Origin of the sequence: Morganella psychrotolerans, from assembly GCF_965118875.1 — a bacterium.
GTDB classification, from domain to species: Bacteria; Pseudomonadota; Gammaproteobacteria; order Enterobacterales; family Enterobacteriaceae; genus Morganella; species Morganella psychrotolerans_C.
The window spans coordinates 47,794-64,063 of sequence record NZ_CBCPJD010000017.1; the positions used below are offsets into that span (position 1 = coordinate 47,794).

At 48.3% G+C, this 16,270-nt stretch carries 13 protein-coding genes and 1 tRNA gene; 8 read left to right on the forward strand and 6 right to left on the reverse strand.

The genetic code is table 11. The annotated features are described in order from the left end of the window. Positions 1 to 344 precede the first annotated feature (344 nt). Together ACMHKJ_RS15480 and ACMHKJ_RS15485 are read right to left on the reverse strand one after the other, a co-directional pair. On the reverse strand, positions 345 to 1,895 hold the full coding sequence (locus tag ACMHKJ_RS15480) for a ShlB/FhaC/HecB family hemolysin secretion/activation protein (protein ID WP_413495263.1): 1,551 nt from the start codon (positions 1,893 to 1,895) through the stop codon (positions 345 to 347). A 178-nt stretch (positions 1,896 to 2,073) separates the two neighbouring features. Further along, a tRNA-Pro gene (locus tag ACMHKJ_RS15485) sits at positions 2,074 to 2,150 on the reverse strand. A 264-nt stretch (positions 2,151 to 2,414) separates the two neighbouring features. Between ACMHKJ_RS15485 and ACMHKJ_RS15490 the strand changes: the two genes are divergently transcribed. Beyond that, a complete protein-coding gene (locus ACMHKJ_RS15490; RefSeq protein WP_413495264.1) occupies positions 2,415 to 3,710 on the forward strand; it encodes a two-partner secretion domain-containing protein in 1,296 nt (431 codons plus the stop codon). Positions 3,711 to 3,772: 62 nt separating this feature from the next. Here ACMHKJ_RS15490 and glyS read toward each other — a convergent pair whose 3' ends face one another. Beyond that, entirely contained in the window at positions 3,773 to 5,842 is a 2,070-nt protein-coding gene (gene glyS, locus ACMHKJ_RS15495) for a glycine--tRNA ligase subunit beta (RefSeq protein ID WP_413495266.1), read from the reverse strand. Between the two features lie 9 nt (positions 5,843 to 5,851). Further along, positions 5,852 to 6,760 carry a glycine--tRNA ligase subunit alpha gene (gene glyQ / locus ACMHKJ_RS15500; RefSeq protein ID WP_067405667.1) on the reverse strand — a complete coding sequence of 303 codons (909 nt, stop codon included), beginning with the start codon at positions 6,758 to 6,760 and terminating at the stop codon, positions 5,852 to 5,854. Between the two features lie 206 nt (positions 6,761 to 6,966). On the opposite strand from glyQ, the gene ACMHKJ_RS15505 reads away from it, so the two are divergent. Further along, complete coding sequence (locus tag ACMHKJ_RS15505; protein ID WP_413495370.1) at positions 6,967 to 7,518, forward strand: DNA-3-methyladenine glycosylase I; 552 nt, start codon at positions 6,967 to 6,969, stop codon at positions 7,516 to 7,518. 538 nt (positions 7,519 to 8,056) lie between these two features. Further along, the gene (locus ACMHKJ_RS15510) at positions 8,057 to 8,410 is read left to right on the forward strand and encodes a YceK/YidQ family lipoprotein (protein ID WP_413495268.1); all 354 of its coding nucleotides are present in this window, start codon (positions 8,057 to 8,059) and stop codon (positions 8,408 to 8,410) included. Between the two features lie 63 nt (positions 8,411 to 8,473). On the opposite strand, the gene ACMHKJ_RS15515 is transcribed toward ACMHKJ_RS15510, so the two are convergent. Continuing rightward, positions 8,474 to 9,757 carry a DUF3748 domain-containing protein gene (locus ACMHKJ_RS15515; protein WP_413495269.1) on the reverse strand — a complete coding sequence of 428 codons (1,284 nt, stop codon included), beginning with the start codon at positions 9,755 to 9,757 and terminating at the stop codon, positions 8,474 to 8,476. Positions 9,758 to 9,895: 138 nt separating this feature from the next. On the opposite strand from ACMHKJ_RS15515, the gene ACMHKJ_RS15520 reads away from it, so the two are divergent. Continuing rightward, entirely contained in the window at positions 9,896 to 10,513 is a 618-nt protein-coding gene (locus ACMHKJ_RS15520) for a trimeric intracellular cation channel family protein (protein ID WP_067368756.1), read from the forward strand. On the opposite strand, the gene ligB is transcribed toward ACMHKJ_RS15520, so the two are convergent. Further along, positions 10,491 to 12,182, reverse strand: a complete 1,692-nt coding sequence (ligB, locus tag ACMHKJ_RS15525) for an NAD-dependent DNA ligase LigB (RefSeq protein ID WP_413495271.1) — start codon at positions 12,180 to 12,182, stop codon at positions 10,491 to 10,493. The two genes, ACMHKJ_RS15520 and ligB, sit on opposite strands and share 23 nt — an antisense overlap. Before the next feature lie 298 nt (positions 12,183 to 12,480). On the opposite strand from ligB, the gene gmk reads away from it, so the two are divergent. From gmk to trmH, 4 genes are read left to right on the forward strand one after another with little or no spacing between them, the layout of a single operon-like run. After that, positions 12,481 to 13,104: a guanylate kinase gene (gene gmk, locus ACMHKJ_RS15530; RefSeq protein WP_413495273.1), complete on the forward strand. Its 624-nt coding sequence runs from the start codon at positions 12,481 to 12,483 to the stop codon at positions 13,102 to 13,104. A 54-nt stretch (positions 13,105 to 13,158) separates the two neighbouring features. Then, entirely contained in the window at positions 13,159 to 13,434 is a 276-nt protein-coding gene (rpoZ, locus tag ACMHKJ_RS15535) for a DNA-directed RNA polymerase subunit omega (protein ID WP_413495275.1), read from the forward strand. 17 nt (positions 13,435 to 13,451) lie between these two features. Continuing rightward, entirely contained in the window at positions 13,452 to 15,557 is a 2,106-nt protein-coding gene (gene spoT / locus ACMHKJ_RS15540) for a bifunctional GTP diphosphokinase/guanosine-3',5'-bis pyrophosphate 3'-pyrophosphohydrolase (protein WP_413495277.1), read from the forward strand. Between the two features lie 2 nt (positions 15,558 to 15,559). After that, positions 15,560 to 16,264: a tRNA (guanosine(18)-2'-O)-methyltransferase TrmH gene (trmH, locus tag ACMHKJ_RS15545; RefSeq protein ID WP_413495279.1), complete on the forward strand. Its 705-nt coding sequence runs from the start codon at positions 15,560 to 15,562 to the stop codon at positions 16,262 to 16,264. Positions 16,265 to 16,270 lie beyond the last annotated feature (6 nt).

Here is a 16,270-nt window from a genome sequence, read left to right on the forward strand (position 1 = left end):
GCACATAAACTAAACGGTTTTATAACAAAAACAGGTAAAATGTTTGAATCAGCGCACATTAGCGCGTTAATTAATCCGGTTGAGAAAAAAGGGGCAGAACAAACAACTGTTAAAAATTATACGATTTTTGTGACTGGATGCTTAATTACTATCCGATTATTTTGCCTGCTCTCCCTGAACCAGGGTTTTCCGTTGCCCATTTCATCACACCGCGATACATAATCCGCATCTCATCTGCGTCAGCGCGGTATTATCACGCAGCAAAAGTATGCGGCAGATAAAAAGGCCGGATAACATATTATTGCCGCGCATATCGCGGCAATATCCGGTAAACAGAAAAATACTCAGTAATTAAAACTGACAGAAACCCCGACATACGCGGAGAATGCAGCCACATTCTCTGTTGCTTTAAAGGGAACCCCGGTAAATAACTGGTAATTAAGCGGTTTATAATGGCCTTTAATACCTATTTCACTGCCTGCCAGCCAGCGCGGAGAATAAGCCCTGCTTATAATATCCGTACCGGGTACAGCAATATCTGCCGCGATATAAAGGTTGTGATAAGGCAGCGCCTGCTGCCATACCATTTCATTACGATTGATGAATGCGCGTGGTGCATTAATACTATAATGGAACGGATAGCCACGAACAGAATTGCGATCACCTAATGGCACATGATCCATTTGGTCTGTTTTATCGGCATTAATAATACCCCGGATGATACCTTCATAATAAAAAGCCTGCCCGGCGGCGCGAAAGGGCACTGTCATGGTTGTTTCTGCGATCACTTGCCTCGTCGGTGCAATTTTTTTAGGCGATAAGGGCATAGCCCCGAACAACGTCAGTGAATGCTTGTATTGCAACTGGTACTGAAAGGTAAACGCCGGGTGAAGATAACGGTGATTCAGCATAATATTTCCGTATACCGAGCGACGAGCCATCACCGACAACGGATTATTTGCAAGGGTGACATTGCGCGCCACCGCAGATATTCCGCTGCTGAGCGTCATATCATGCTCTGGTGTCAGAAACAGTTTGCGGGCAATATTGATATCCAGCATTTTGCTGCGGATAAAATAATCCAGCGTATCGTTTACCACCGGGTATTGCTGTTTCTGTTCGCTGTAACTGCCGCCTGCCGTAAATTCCCAGTGCTGATAAGGCATCCGGTATTGAGCATAGACAAACTTTGTTCCGGCAGAATGGTCTTTATCTATATCCCGCATTGTATAAATAAACAGGCGATCATATAACTGAAGTGGATTTTCAATGTTGAGCCGGTTATTGATTTGTCTGCTGCCGGTTGACCGGTTTCCATGATTATTTATTTCGAGTGAGCCGCTCACGCTGCGTTTTTTCTGCTGAGAGATCATAATAACCGAGCTGCCGGGCTTATCAGGATCAGGCACAACCACAGCCCGCGCACCCAAACCCGCTATCTGATTCAGGTGATTCATTCCCAGTTCAGTATCACGGATATTCAGTTGCCTGTCTGCTCTCTGCGGAAAAACCAACCCCATCGCAAAACGGGACTGTCCGCTCTCTTTATTACGGTAGCCGCTCAGATAACCGGGCTTATATTGCAGAGTCAGTATCCCGTCACTGACATTTTGTGGCGGCACATTGACCTGCGCGGTAATAAAGCCAGCCTGATGGATACCAGATTCCAGGCTCATGATAGCTTCTGCCATCTGCTCTGATGTCAGGCACTGTCCTGTCACCTGATGCTCAAATTCATCTACCGGATGAGAAGGTATTATTAATTCACGCTGCTCAATAACCACCGCTGAAAGTGTGGCGCAAGGTTCTGCTGAAGGTATAGATGGGGTATTTTCCGTGCTCCACGCACAAGTGCTGACTGCTATCACAATAGCAGCAGCTGTTCTCTTTATCATGTGTCAGTCCGCTTGACGATATATCCATTTTGAACAGGTAGTTAAGCGGAAACAGAAGAACGGTGATATCAAAAAACACCGTAATTTTACAGGAGATAATAAGGCGGAAGGATAAAAAGAACGCACCGGAAGCTGAAAAGCAAAAAGCCCTGCCATAAGGCAGGGCTTTTCTTGAATATGGTCGGCGAGATAGGATTCGAACCTACGACCCACTGGTCCCAAACCAGTTGCGCTACCAAGCTGCGCTACTCGCCGAAGCGGGAGGGATATTACTGCCGGAAAGGTAAAACGTCAAGGTAAGAAACCGAAAATATTCACTTTCCGACGCTTTATTTTCACTTTGTCGCTTTATTATCCAAATTGATGTTTTTAATCTGCTTATTCGTAAAATATATGTTTTTTATTTGCTATCAAAATGCGTAAAACTGACAAAAAATAACCACGGATTTATATCGGACCTTTGCTACTTCATTTATTGTACTTGTGTTTTTACTCATCAATCAGAACCAGGGAAAGGTTATGCAAACTATTTTTAAGCTCTCCGTTATCAGCAGTACACTTTTAATCAGTCAGTTCGCGCTGGCAGCACCTCACAATAATATTATTGTTAATCCGGCGTCTGCGAATACAACCCGTATTGTTACTCAGAATAATAAAATCACTGTTGATATTGCACTGGCAAATAATCATGGTGTTTCTTATAATAGTTATAATGCATTTAATGTAGATAAGAATGGTGTAACATTCAATAATCGAACAGCAGGTGCCGGCCTTATTATTAATGAAGTGGTAACTGATCAAAAATCACATCTGAATGGTAATATGCATATAGATGGCCAAAAAGCACATCTTGTTATTGCTAATCCTAACGGAATCACCTGCAATGGTTGCAGTGTTTCCGGTGCAGATCAATTAACATTGACAGGCGGGAAAATTATATTATCTCAGAATGATGCATTGCTGGGTTATCACAATGAAAATCATAAAAGCAACATTCGTATTAACAACACAAATAAAGATGACTTTTCCTCCGTAAACAGATTCAATGTTATTGCTGAAAATATTATTGTTCGCAACAGTGATATAAACACACCTAATCTGACTGTATTTACAGGTCATGAATTAGTAAAATATTCACCAAATACGGTACGTGGTCTGGAAGCGTTGCCTGGCACAGATGGTGCTCAAAAAAGCAAACTGACTATTAGTCAGGATAGTCATATTAAAACTGATAATATGTATATCCGTGCAAATAACACCAACATAAAAAACCATGGTAATATTGAAGTTGGTCCTGTTGGTTACCCGCAGAAACAAAAATACATGAACAGCCATTTAGCAATGGATTTAGTAAATTCCAAATTAATCAATGGTAGCAAAGGTAATATACAGACAACTGCGGTAAACTCAATACTGGAAAATAGTGACATCACCAACAATGGCACTATTAACATTGACAATAACCATAAAATGCTCTCAATAGGTAACGCTGTTATTAATAATAAAGGTAGTATGTCTTCAGACATTACTGAAATTACCGGGTCAGATGAAGTTAAATCTGGTGTCGGTATTAATAACTATGGCAATCTGACAGGCGGTTTATTGGTTAGGGCAAATGAAATCGCATTTAACAATCAAAAATATCTGGAAGCATTAGATATATCAACTGACAGTGATGTTCTTGCCTATATTAATAATGGTGAGATCATGAATGAAACTGCAAAGTTCAGAGCTGATGTGCTTTATCATTCCGGTAACGGGAAAATCACATCCCGGCCTGCATTTGAATACAAAATAAAAAAACCACTTCAGTAAAAAATAAAACCCGGTACTGTCATCAGACAGACCGGGCTTTTTATCTTATTAAAAATGACGTATTACTGTAACAGCGAAATATCTGCTACTTCCAGGAACAGATTACGTAATTCATTTAATAAAGTCAGGCGGTTACGGCGGATATTGTCATCCTTATCCATCACCATCACACTATCAAAGAATGCGTCCACGGCTTCACGCAGGGATGCCAGCTCAGTCAGTGCTTCCTGATATTTACCTTCAGCATACAGCGGTGTCAGCTGTGCTTTCAGATCAATAACATATGCAGCCAGCCTGATCTCTTCCGGGGCATTGAGCAGAGATGCCTGAACAGCATCATTCAATACATCACCACTCTTGGACAGAATATTAGACACACGTTTGTTTGCCGCCGCCAGTGCCGCCGCCTCTTCCAGAGAACGGAAATGCGTCACCGCTTTCATGCGGGCATCAAAGTCCGCCGGACGGGTCGGGCGACGCGCCAGAACCGCCTGGATAGTATCAATCGCATAACCCTGCTCCTGATACCATGCGCGGAAACGGCCTAACATAAAGTCAGTGACATCCGTGACCACATTCTTATTGGTCAGTTTATCGCCGTACAGACGAACCGCTTCCTGTGTCAGCGTATCGAGGTCAAGGTTATACCCTTTCTCAACAATAATACGCAGCACGCCCAATGCAGCACGGCGCAGAGCAAACGGGTCTTTATCCCCTTTAGGGTGCTGACCAATACCGAAGATCCCCGCGAGGGTATCCATTTTCTCGGCAATCGCCAGCGCAGCGGAAACCGGTGTGGACGGCAGAGTATCACCGGCATAGCGCGGCTGATACTGCTCTTTCAGTGCCAGTGCCACATCTTCAGATTCACCGTCGTGACGCGCATAGTGCATACCCATCACACCTTGCGTGTCAGTGAATTCAAAGACCATGTTGGTCAGCAGGTCACATTTTGCCAGCAGACCCGCACGGGTCGCATGATTAACATCTGCGCCAATCTGACCGGCAATCCAGCCGGCAAGGGCTTCCAGACGATCTGTTTTATCACGCAGGGTACCCAGTTGCTGTTGGAACAGCACAGTACTCAGGCGCGGCAGATTATCTTCAAGGCGTTTTTTACAGTCGGTTTTAAAGAAGAATTCCGCATCCGCCAGACGCGGGCGAACCACTTTTTCATTACCGGAAATAATCTGTATCGGATCAGAGGATTCGATGTTGGCGACAAAAATAAAGTTCGGCATCAGTTTGCCGTTTTTGTCATACACCGGAAAATATTTCTGGTCCCCTTTCATGGTGTAAACCAGTGCTTCTGAAGGAACCGCCAGGAATTTCTCTTCAAATTTGGCCGTCAGAACAACCGGCCATTCCACCAGCGAGGTCACTTCTTCCAGTAAACTGTCTGTCAGATCAGCCACACCGCCAAGCGCCTGTGCCGCTTTTTCCGCATCACGCTTAATAATGGCTTTACGTGCATCGTAATCTGCCATCACTTTGCCGCGGCTTTCCAGCACAGCCGGATACTCGTCCGCGTGAGCAATCGTGAATTCCGGCTCACCCATAAAACGGTGACCACGGATAATACGATCAGATTTAATTCCCAGGACTTCGCCCGGGATAATATCCGCGCCCATCAGCATTGTGACTGTATGAACCGGACGCACAAAGTGCGTGTCTTTATCACCCCAGCGCATCAGTTTCGGGATCGGCAATTTTGCCAGCGCGCGGCTGACCATATCAGCCAGTAATTCTTTGGCGTTATTCCCTTTTTCCACCGCACGGTAAAGCAGCCATTCGCCTTTATCCGTCACCATGCGCTCAGCCTGACCGACAGTAATACCACAGCCGCGCGCCCAGCCTTCAGCCGCTTTGGTTGGTTTACCCTCCGCATCAAATGCCTGTGCAACGGCAGGACCGCGTTTTTCAACTTCACGATCAGCGGCAGAATCCGCTAATGCAGCAATTTTTACCGCTAAGCGACGTGGTGCGGCATACCATGCCACATCACCGTGTGTCAGATTGGCGGCTGCCAGTTCAGATGTTAAATTCGCTGCAAATGACTCAGCAAGAGAACGAAGCGCCTTCGGCGGTAACTCTTCGGTGCCGATTTCCACCAGGAAAGTCTGTTGTGTCATGACGGCCTCTCAGTTCTTTTTACACATCGGAAAGCCCATTGCCTCGCGGGAGGCATAATAGGCTTCTGCAACGGATTTGGTCAGGGTACGGATACGCAGGATATAACGCTGACGTTCAGTCACCGAAATCGCTTTTCGCGCATCAAGCAGGTTGAAAGAGTGAGCGGCTTTCAGAATACGTTCGTAAGCCGGTAACGGCAGCGGTGTTTCCAGCGCTAATAACGACTGTGCTTCTTTTTCATACTGTTCAAAACAGGTGAATAAGAAATCCACATCCGCGTATTCAAAGTTATAAGTAGATTGCTCAACTTCATTCTGGTGATAGATATCGCCATAGGTGGTTTTACCCAGCGGGCCGTCGCACCAGACCAGGTCATAGACACTGTCCACGCCCTGAATGTACATTGCAAGCCGTTCCAGACCATAAGTGACTTCGCCGGTAACCGGTTTGCACTCCAGGCCGCCGACCTGCTGGAAATAGGTAAACTGGGTAACTTCCATTCCGTTCAGCCAGACTTCCCAGCCTAATCCCCAGGCACCCAGCGTCGGGTTTTCCCAGTTATCTTCAACAAAACGGATATCATGAACCGTCGGGTCAATACCCAGCTCTTTCAGTGAGCCAAGGTACAGTTCCTGGATATTATCCGGAGACGGTTTGATGATGACCTGAAACTGATAATAGTGTTGCAGGCGATTCGGGTTTTCCCCGTAACGGCCATCCGTCGGACGACGGGATGGCTGAACATAGGCTGCCGCAATTGGCTCCGGCCCTAAGGCTCTTAAGCACGTCATCGGGTGTGAAGTGCCAGCGCCGACTTCCATGTCCAGTGGTTGAACAATGGTACAGCCCTGACGCGCCCAGTAATCCTGTAATGTCAGGATAAGCCCCTGGAAGGTTTTGGTATCAAACTTTTGCATGTTAGATCCGCACGCGAGAGAGTTAAAAAAATAAAAGTCATTCAGTATACCCTCTGACCGCCTGACGGGACAGCGCTTACCCGATCATTTTTCCGCACAAAAGGAAAAAAGAGTAAACACCTCATTTACATGTATGCATATACAGTATAAGTTACAGGGAAGCCTCTCTCCACAGGAGAAAATAAATGACACTATCAGCCGCTTCACTGGTGCGCTGCGCCTGGGTTACTGATGATCCGCTCTATATTCATTATCACGACAATGAATGGGGTGTGCCGGAACGGGATAATCACAAATTATTTGAAATGATCTGCCTGGAGGGTCAGCAGGCAGGGCTTTCCTGGCTGATTATTCTGAAAAAACGGGAAAATTACCGGCAGGCCTTTTTTAATTTCGATCCGGTAAAGGTCGCAGCAATGACTGAAGATGATGTGGACAGACTGATGCAAAACCCCGGTATAGTCCGTCATCGCATAAAAATTAAAGCCATTATCAGCAATGCCGCAGCCTATCTGGCGATGGCGGAAAAAGGGGAAGATTTCAGCCGGTTTGTGTGGAATTTTGTCGGTAATACACCTCTCATCAACAAGCATTCAGACAGTGGCAGTATTCCGACTGATACCCCGCTTTCACACTCGTTGGCTAAGGCACTGAAAAAACGTGGATTTAAGTTTTGCGGACCTGTGATTTGCTACTCTTTCATGCAGGCCATAGGCATGATTGACGATCACCTCCCACACTGCCGCAACCGCCATTAAAAAAATGCCCCTGTTGTGCAGTAAGAACACAAAGGGGCAAAAGTATAACGAGGACTTCGGATCTGTTAATTTACACAATTACTAAATATGCATCACAAGGCTTATGTGGCTCATATCGTCAACTAACAATACCTATTTTACCCGGTGCTGCGATATACAATGCCGTTGGTATACCTTATTTTATCAATGTATTAACGCCAATGAACTTCACTTATTAACAAATAAATGAATACTTTCTTACAGATATATACCCTTATTCATTCAAATTGCAGGCAACGAACCTGCAGTTTGAATGAATAAGGGTATAAATACGGCAATAAAAAACAAAGACTTTTCAGTGCGATCTATTTATGGAATAGTACGCCGGTGTGGTAATGAAGCATCACTACCATCTGCTATAGTCTGAATAATTCGGGATGCGTGCAGGCGACAAGCTCCGATCGCCGGGGAAACATAGATAAGCTATATGACCCGGCTGGGTGAGCATAGTCAACGACCAGTCATTCTGAAGTATGACGAGTATATACAGGGATATATAATGACACGTACCTATATACATAACTGCATAATAGTAAGTGGATTACTGAGCTTAAGCACTGCACTCAGCGGCTGCTCAAGCATCATGACCCGGACCGGTCCTACTGAGGGCTACTATGCAGGAACAAAAAACAGTATTGCGATGTTGCAGGATGACGAAACCGGCTGGGTGATGAAACCCGTTATCGCCATCGATTTACCCCTGTCAGCTGCGCTGGATACGCTGCTTGCCCCGGTCGATTATGCGCTGGAAGGTAAAGATAACAGCCTGACATCCCCGGCCGCGCGGGTAAAACAACTTGAAGCCGCGAAAACAGCACAGCATCAGACTGATGCGCAGCCGGTGCAGGACTAAAACAGCCCGGAGTTGCCAGAGATAAATATAATATCCTGCCACCGGGTTCTGATACTGTACCGGTTACAGCAACCCGGTATCTGCCACCCAGATTTGCTGCCAGCCATCAGTGTTTCGCAAAAAAGCCACCTGCCGGTTATCCGGTGAAAATACCACTGCATCACCGGAAATTCGTGCCTCTGAATGTGCGGTAATTGCCCGGCATACTCCTGTTTCAACACAGCACACCACCACCTGCCCCTGCCGGATAAAAGTCAGATACTCTCCGTTGCTGTCCCAGTTGAAAGCCGATCCAATACCCTCTGCCCCGGAGGTTATCTGATGCATATCGCCGCCATCAGGAGAGAGTGTCCAGAGCTGAGCCACACCCTGCCCGTCCTGCATCAGAAACGCGATTTTATCACCCTGCGGTGAACTGCGCAGCCAGAACCGCGGACGCTTTGCCAGCCCGGGATATACGCGGTCATGAGTAAATGTCAGGCGGGTCTGAGTCACGCCTGCCGGTGGTGCCGGCATTGTATACTCTGTGCCCTCAAGAGGGGACGAACCGGGCTTTGCATAATCCCCGGCAGCTTCCGGCAGATCAAGACGGAAGATTTCCGGGATGACATCGCCATTATCAGCCAGCGTATCACCGATAAACGCGATAGCCCGGCGCTGATGTGTACCATCAGGTTTTATATATCCGTCCTTACCAATCCAGCCCTCTTCATACGCCCGGCTGATATCATCGCTGCCTGGTAAAGGAGCCGGTGTGGTCTTTGATACCACACAGCAGAAAAATTCACCGTTATATTCACGCGGATGATGCCCGCCTACCGTCACCGGATGCAGCGGAACGGCGGCTGCCACATTGCGTAAATCCAGCGCCGGGTCCAGTTCATGCAAAACATGGTCGTTATACGTAAAACTGAGCCATTCTCCATCCGGACTGAACATATGAACATGCGTTCCACCCCGCAGCGCCCCCGGCTGATATGGCGAGGTAATACAGAGAGCATCAATGTTATGTGCGGTACCGGGTGCATCATCATTAACAATAACGCCCTGCCGGTGATGAAAATCATAGTGCCACTGCGTATCCGGATGCTGCGGTCCGCGAATAAACGCGTAACGTACCGGTAATTGCGGACTGACAGTCACAACACCCACATGAGCACCCGCCGTTCCCCGGTAAATTTCAGTGATTCTTTTTGTTTTTACATGAATTTTTTCTATCGTTTCACCGGTAAAAGAAGCCCCTTCCGGGCGGACATCATAAACCAGCCATTGGCTATCCGGCGTCCATACATTACTATTAGTAAGCTGATGATTACGGGGTGTTGTTGTTATCTGATATTCATTCATTAGGGTGATACTCTCTTTTTATACCATCAGTTCGGATAACTAAAGGTAATCCGAATGTGTCAGACTAAAAAAACTCAGTCGAGACTTCCGGCTACACTGACTATGCTAACCTTCCGATAACCCGGCAATGATAAAATTATGTTACTCAGTATCCTGTACATTATTGGTATTACCGCTGAAGCAATGACCGGCGCACTCGCCGCAGGCCGCCGTAAAATGGATGTTTTCGGTGTTATTATTATCGCCTCCGCAACCGCCATCGGCGGCGGCTCTGTACGCGATATGCTACTGGGTCACTACCCGCTGGGCTGGGTTAAACATCCCGAATACATTATTACGGTTGCCTGTGCTGCCGTCATTACTATCTGGGTCGCACCGATGATGAAACATCTGCGTCGTCTTTTCCTGATACTTGATGCCATCGGTCTGATGGTATTCTCTATTATCGGCGCACAGATAGCACTCGACATGAACTACGGCCCCGTTATTGCCGCTATTGCTGCGGTTATCACCGGGGTATTCGGCGGTGTACTGCGCGATATGCTCTGTAATACGATCCCCCTGGTTTTCCAGAAAGAGTTATATGCCGGTATTTCATTTGGTGCAGCATGGCTCTATATGGGATTGCTGTTTTATACACCGCTGCCCCGTGATGCGGTCATTATTATCACCCTGGTAGCCGGGCTCAGTTCCCGCTTAATTGCCATCCGCTACCGACTGGGGCTGCCGGTCTTTAATTATGAGAATCAGGATTAGTGCCGGTAAATCCGTTCACACCCTGTAACTGTAATGACGCAACCACACCTTCCGCTTCCAGCGCCTGTGCATAGTGGTTGCGTTTGGTCTTTAACCGGCTTTCCTGTCTGAACAGTGACCAGTCAGCCGGTAACGGGCTCTTTCCCGGCACACCCAGCGCGTTTATCCAGACAGAAAACGGCTTCTGCCGTGCCGCATTACCCTGCCGGTAAAAATTCACGCCTCTCACTTTACCTAATGCGGCTTTAAGCTGTTCTTCATCCAGTAACATCCAATCCAGCAAACCGGAAAATGTATAGTGATCCACCAGCTTGCCCCAGCTGCGTACACCGGTTCCGGTCATTCCGAGCTGCTTTCCCAGCCAGACCAGACGGGCCAGGTACTGCTGACGACATACAGGAGTATATGTCAGACAGCTGGTACGGTGAAAATCAGCTTTACCGGGTACATTTAATTCCGGCGGTGTTTCTGTTTTCCGGATAACCTCCCGCACTTTCGGGATCCCGTGTCCGTGCAATCCCACCACAATCAAATCGCCCGGGTAAATACGTTGTTTCATCCAGACCGCAAGCGACCCCATGGCTACCCGTTTAATCGTTTTCCCGTCAATAATAACTGGCTCAACAGAAAGTAATACCGTGATCCGCCCTGTCCGCCCGACCGGAAACTGTACATGGCGAACGTCGGTCACTGCCGTTTGTACCGGGTATTTCCATGCCAGTGACCAGTGGTTATAACCCGACTGCCAGCGGGAAGTATCCTCCGGCGGCATTTGCTTGAGGACAACACCGTCACCGGCAAACGGCATCGGCTGGCGATACCAGGCTTCCCGCTGCTCTGCGGCGCTCTCCGGGCCACTGACCGGCTTTGTATATTGCGCAGTCAGCAGAAATCCCCATTCCGTCAGGGTATTCAGATAGTGCTGCATCTCTGTTGTGCCCCCCGGCCATGCCCAGATAAAAATATCCAGCTCCCGCAGTTGTTTGTCATTTGCCTGCCTCATAAGCAGACCGGCGGTGACTGAACGGAGATTTTTCCCGCCGTCACGGGACTGCACATGACCTTCCCGGCGCAGAAAAATTTCACCCTGCAAAACAACATCCGCAAGTTCCGTTGTAATTTCCTGCGGGATTGCGGGGATATGCCGGGCTTTCTCTGTCCAGTCAAGGCCGTGACGCCCGTCTCCGCGGCTGATCATGTGAGTCAGTTTTCCCTTGCTGTACACCAGAGATACCGCCACACCATCTACTTTAGGCTGAATCAGGACATTTTTCCGGTGGCGCAGCCATTGTTCAACCCCGTTATCTGATGCGGTTTTACGCACACTACTGTGTACCACCGGATGTTTCACTTTATAGCGTACTGAAGACGGCAGGATAACCGGGGTCTGCGGCCCGTAACACTGCTCAAGCCTGACCAGTCGCGCCCGCATCTGATCATACGTTTCATCACTGACCTCACTGATCCCTTCCGTATGATAACGTTTATCCCAGTGAGTCAGTTGGTTACGTAATTCTGCCAGTGCCGCTTCCGCCGGCTCCACCGTGTGTGGCGGGCATCCGGATGGTGCTTTCATCCCGGCAAACGCCGTTACCGCACAGAATAATCCACCGGATAAGATACCGGTAATAAAAACGCGTTTTATAAATAATAATTTCATCCTGAACATTATATTACTCCCTGTCCGCCTGAATTCAGGACATTACACAGCCGCAGACTATCAGCCCAGAGCCACTGAACCGTTTTTCCTGTTGTGCCGCACAGTCATGTAAATAAAGGAGCAATACCTACATTTTTTTCGATCCGGACGGAAAAAGCGTAAACACAGGTTCATCTGAACGCAAAAATAAGAAATTTTCAGCGGATAATCACCGGAACGCTGCATGTCGCTTCGGGTGCGTGTATACTATATGTGGGGATTTATTTCCTCATGGCTTTTTCAACCTCCAATCAGACAAGACATCAACATGACCCAAGGTACGTTATATATTGTCTCTGCGCCGAGTGGTGCGGGAAAATCAAGTCTTATTCAGGCGTTACTGAAAACACAGCCTTTGTATGACACCCAGGTTTCTGTTTCGCATACAACCCGTGGTATCCGTCCGGGTGAAACGCACGGTGAGCATTATTTCTTCACAACCGAAGACGAATTCAAAAGCATGATCGGTAACGGTGAGTTTCTCGAACATGCCTGTGTATTCGGTAATTATTACGGTACGGCCCGTAAAACAGTTGAAGATATACTAAACTCCGGTGTTGATGTTTTTCTTGATATTGACTGGCAGGGAGCCCGCCAGATCCGGGAGCAAATGCCGGCAGCACGCAGTATTTTTATTCTGCCGCCGTCCCGTGATGAGTTGCTGCGCCGTCTGCGCGGCCGTGGTCAGGATAGTGATGAAATCATTGCCGGACGCATGGCGCAGGCTGTGAATGAGATGCAGCACTATGGCGAGTACGATTATCTGATTGTGAACGATGATTTCAATGTCGCACTGACTGATCTGCAAACGATCATCCGCGCTGAACGTCTGCGTTCAGGTCGTCAGGTTCAGCGACATGATGCTTTAATCGCCAAATTATTGGCACAGTGATACAACTTTCAGTATCATGCCGAGTCATTTATTTATCTGTGGAGTAGTACACTTATGGCACGCGTAACAGTCCAGGACGCAGTAGAAAAAATTGGTAACCGTTTTGACCTCGTATTAGTGGCTGCACGCCGTGCGCGTCAGTTACAGACTGGCGGAAAAGAGCCTCTGGTTCCGGAAGAAAATGATAAAGTCACCGTTATCGCCCTGCGCGAAATCGAAGAAAGTCTGATTACCGCCCAGATCCTTGATGCTCGTGAGCGCCAGGAACAACAGGAGCAGGATGCTGCTGAAATGCAGGCAGTCTCTGCTATCGCTGAAGGACGTCGTTAAGTTAAGGTAGGTCTGCCTTGTACCTGTTTGAAAGCCTGAACCATATTGTAACGGACTACCTGCCTTCTGAGCAGATTGCGCTGTTAAAACAAGCCTTTGTCGTTGCACGGGATGCTCACGAAGGGCAGACCCGCTCCAGTGGTGAGCCGTATATTACTCACCCGGTTGCTGTCGCCTGTATCCTGGCCGAGATGCGTCTCGACCTCGAAACACTGATGGCAGCACTGCTGCACGACGTTATCGAAGATACGCCTGCAACATTTCAGGATATCGAACAACTGTTCGGCACAACGGTTGCCGGGCTGGTGGAGGGAGTCTCAAAGTTAGATAAACTGAACTTCCGCGATAAAAAAGAAGCTCAGGCTGAAAACTTCCGCAAGATGGTAATGGCGATGGTAAAAGACATCCGCGTCATCCTCATCAAGCTGGCAGACCGCACGCACAATATGCGCACGCTCGGTTCCCTGCGTCCCGATAAGCGCCGCCGTATTGCAAGCGAAACCCTTGAAATCTACAGTCCTCTGGCTCACCGTCTCGGTATTCACCATATCAAGACGGAGCTTGAGGAGCTGGGATTTGAAGCACTTTATCCAAACCGCTACCGTGTCATCAAAGAAGTGGTAAAAGCCGCCCGCGGCAACCGCAAGGAGATGATCCAGAAGATTTTATCTGAAATAGAAGGACGTCTGACAGAAGCCGGTATTTCATGCCGTGTCAGCGGACGGGAGAAACATCTCTACTCTATTTACCGTAAAATGCACCTGAAAGAGCAGCGCTTTCACTCCATCATGGATATTTACGCCTTCCGCGTTATCGTGAACAGTGTGGATACCTGCTACCGCGTGCTGGGTCAGGCTCACAGCCTGTATAAACCCCGCCCGGGACGGGTCAAAGATTATATCGCTATCCCCAAAGCCAACGGCTATCAATCCTTACATACTTCTCTGATAGGTCCTCACGGCGTACCCGTGGAAGTTCAGATCCGGACAGAAGATATGGATCAGATGGCGGAAATGGGGGTCGCTGCCCACTGGGCATATAAAGCACAGGGTGAAGCCGGGACTACCGCACAGGTACGCGCGCACCGCTGGATGCAAAGCCTGATCGAATTACAGCAGAGTACCGGTAACACCTTTGAATTTATTGAAAGTGTTAAATCGGATCTCTTCCCGGATGAGATTTACGTCTTCACTCCGGAAGGGCGTATTGTCGAACTGCCGACCGGCTCCACGCCTGTCGATTTCGCCTATGCCGTACATACCGATATAGGGCACTCCTGTGTCGGGGCGCGTGTTGACCGCCAGCCATATCCGCTGTCTCAGCAATTAACCAGCGGACAAACTGTTGAGATTATTACCGCACCCGGTGCGCGTCCGAATGCGGCGTGGCTGAACTTTGTCGTCAGTTCCAAAGCCCGTGCGAAAATCCGCCAGTTGCTGAAAAATCTCAAGCGGGATGATTCCGTTAACCTGGGTCGCCGCCTGCTGAATCATGCTCTTGGTAACGGACGAAAAATTACTGATGTGCCTCAGGAAAATATCACCCGCGAACTGGTGCGTATGAAACTTGCGACAGTGGATGACCTGCTCGCCGAAGTCGGGCTGGGCAACACCATGAGTGTGGTTGTCGCCCGTAACCTGCTGAATGAACCATACGTCAATACGGATGAGAACTCGTCCCGTAAACTGCCGATCAAAGGCGCGGATGGTGTTCTCATCACCTTTGCAAAATGCTGCCGTCCTGTACCGGGTGACCCGATCATTGCCCATATCAGTCCCGGAAAAGGGCTGGTTATTCACCATGAATCCTGTCGCAATATCCGCGGATATGAAAAAGAGCCGGAAAAATTCATGGCTGTTGAGTGGGACAGTGATATTGACACTGATTTTATTGCTGAAATTAAAGTGGATATGTTTAACCACCAGGGCGCACTGGCGAATCTGACAGCAGCGATTAATGATGCAAACTCAAGTATTCAGAGCATGAATACGGAAGAGAAAGATGGTCGCGTATACTGCGCCTTTATCCGGCTGACAGCAAAAGACCGTATCCAGCTTGCGAATATTATGCGTAAGATCCGGATTATGCCGGATGTCCTGCGCGTCAGCCGCAACCGGAATTAAGCATGAATCCCCAACGTTATGAGCGCATCTGCCGGATGATGGCGATGCGCCAGCCAGACCTCACACTGTGCCTTGAAGAAGTTCATAAACCCCACAACGTCTCTGCGGTTATCCGCAGTGCTGATGCGGTCGGTATTCATGATTTACATGCCATCTGGCCGGAAAAAATCAGAACCCGGATCTCTTCAGCCGCAGGCAGTAACAGCTGGGTCAATGTCCATAACCACGCCACACTCAATGATGCTGTCTGTATGCTGAAATCACAGGGGATGCAAATACTGGCAACCCATCTGTCTGACAGCGCGGTGGATTTTCGTAACGTCGATTTTACCCGGCCAACCTGCATTATCATGGGATCAGAAAAGTACGGTATTTCACCTGATGCCATTAATATTGCCGATAAGCATATTATGATCCCGATGTCCGGTATGGTGCAGTCTCTGAATGTGTCTGTTGCGGCCGCCGTGATCCTGTATGAAGCCCAGCGTCAGCGTGAAGCCGCGGGTTTATATACCCATCCCCGCTGTGCATTACCGCAGAATGAACAACAGCGCCTGCTCTTTGAGCGCGGTTATCCGGTTCTGGCTCAGGTTGCGCTTGAGAAGAAACTTCCCCGCCCGCAGATTGACGATCACGGCCATATTATTGCACCGGACAGTTGGTGGGCTTTGATGCAACAGAAAAAAATATCCGCCTCATCACAATAAACGGAG

Bases quoted from the DNA above. Each gene is read 5' to 3' on its own strand.
- ACMHKJ_RS15480 (WP_413495263.1), bottom strand. From the start codon at position 1,895: ATGATAAAGAGAACAGCTGCTGCTATTGTGATAGCAGTCAGCACTTGT.
- ACMHKJ_RS15490 (WP_413495264.1), top strand. From the start codon at position 2,415: ATGCAAACTATTTTTAAGCTCTCCGTTATCAGCAGTACACTTTTAATC.
- glyS (WP_413495266.1), bottom strand. From the start codon at position 5,842: ATGACACAACAGACTTTCCTGGTGGAAATCGGCACCGAAGAGTTACCG.
- glyQ (WP_067405667.1), bottom strand. From the start codon at position 6,760: ATGCAAAAGTTTGATACCAAAACCTTCCAGGGGCTTATCCTGACATTA.
- ACMHKJ_RS15510 (WP_413495268.1), top strand. From the start codon at position 8,057: ATGACACGTACCTATATACATAACTGCATAATAGTAAGTGGATTACTG.
- ACMHKJ_RS15515 (WP_413495269.1), bottom strand. From the start codon at position 9,757: ATGAATGAATATCAGATAACAACAACACCCCGTAATCATCAGCTTACT.
- ACMHKJ_RS15520 (WP_067368756.1), top strand. From the start codon at position 9,896: ATGTTACTCAGTATCCTGTACATTATTGGTATTACCGCTGAAGCAATG.
- ligB (WP_413495271.1), bottom strand. From the start codon at position 12,182: ATGTTCAGGATGAAATTATTATTTATAAAACGCGTTTTTATTACCGGT.
- gmk (WP_413495273.1), top strand. From the start codon at position 12,481: ATGACCCAAGGTACGTTATATATTGTCTCTGCGCCGAGTGGTGCGGGA.
- rpoZ (WP_413495275.1), top strand. From the start codon at position 13,159: ATGGCACGCGTAACAGTCCAGGACGCAGTAGAAAAAATTGGTAACCGT.
- trmH (WP_413495279.1), top strand. From the start codon at position 15,560: ATGAATCCCCAACGTTATGAGCGCATCTGCCGGATGATGGCGATGCGC.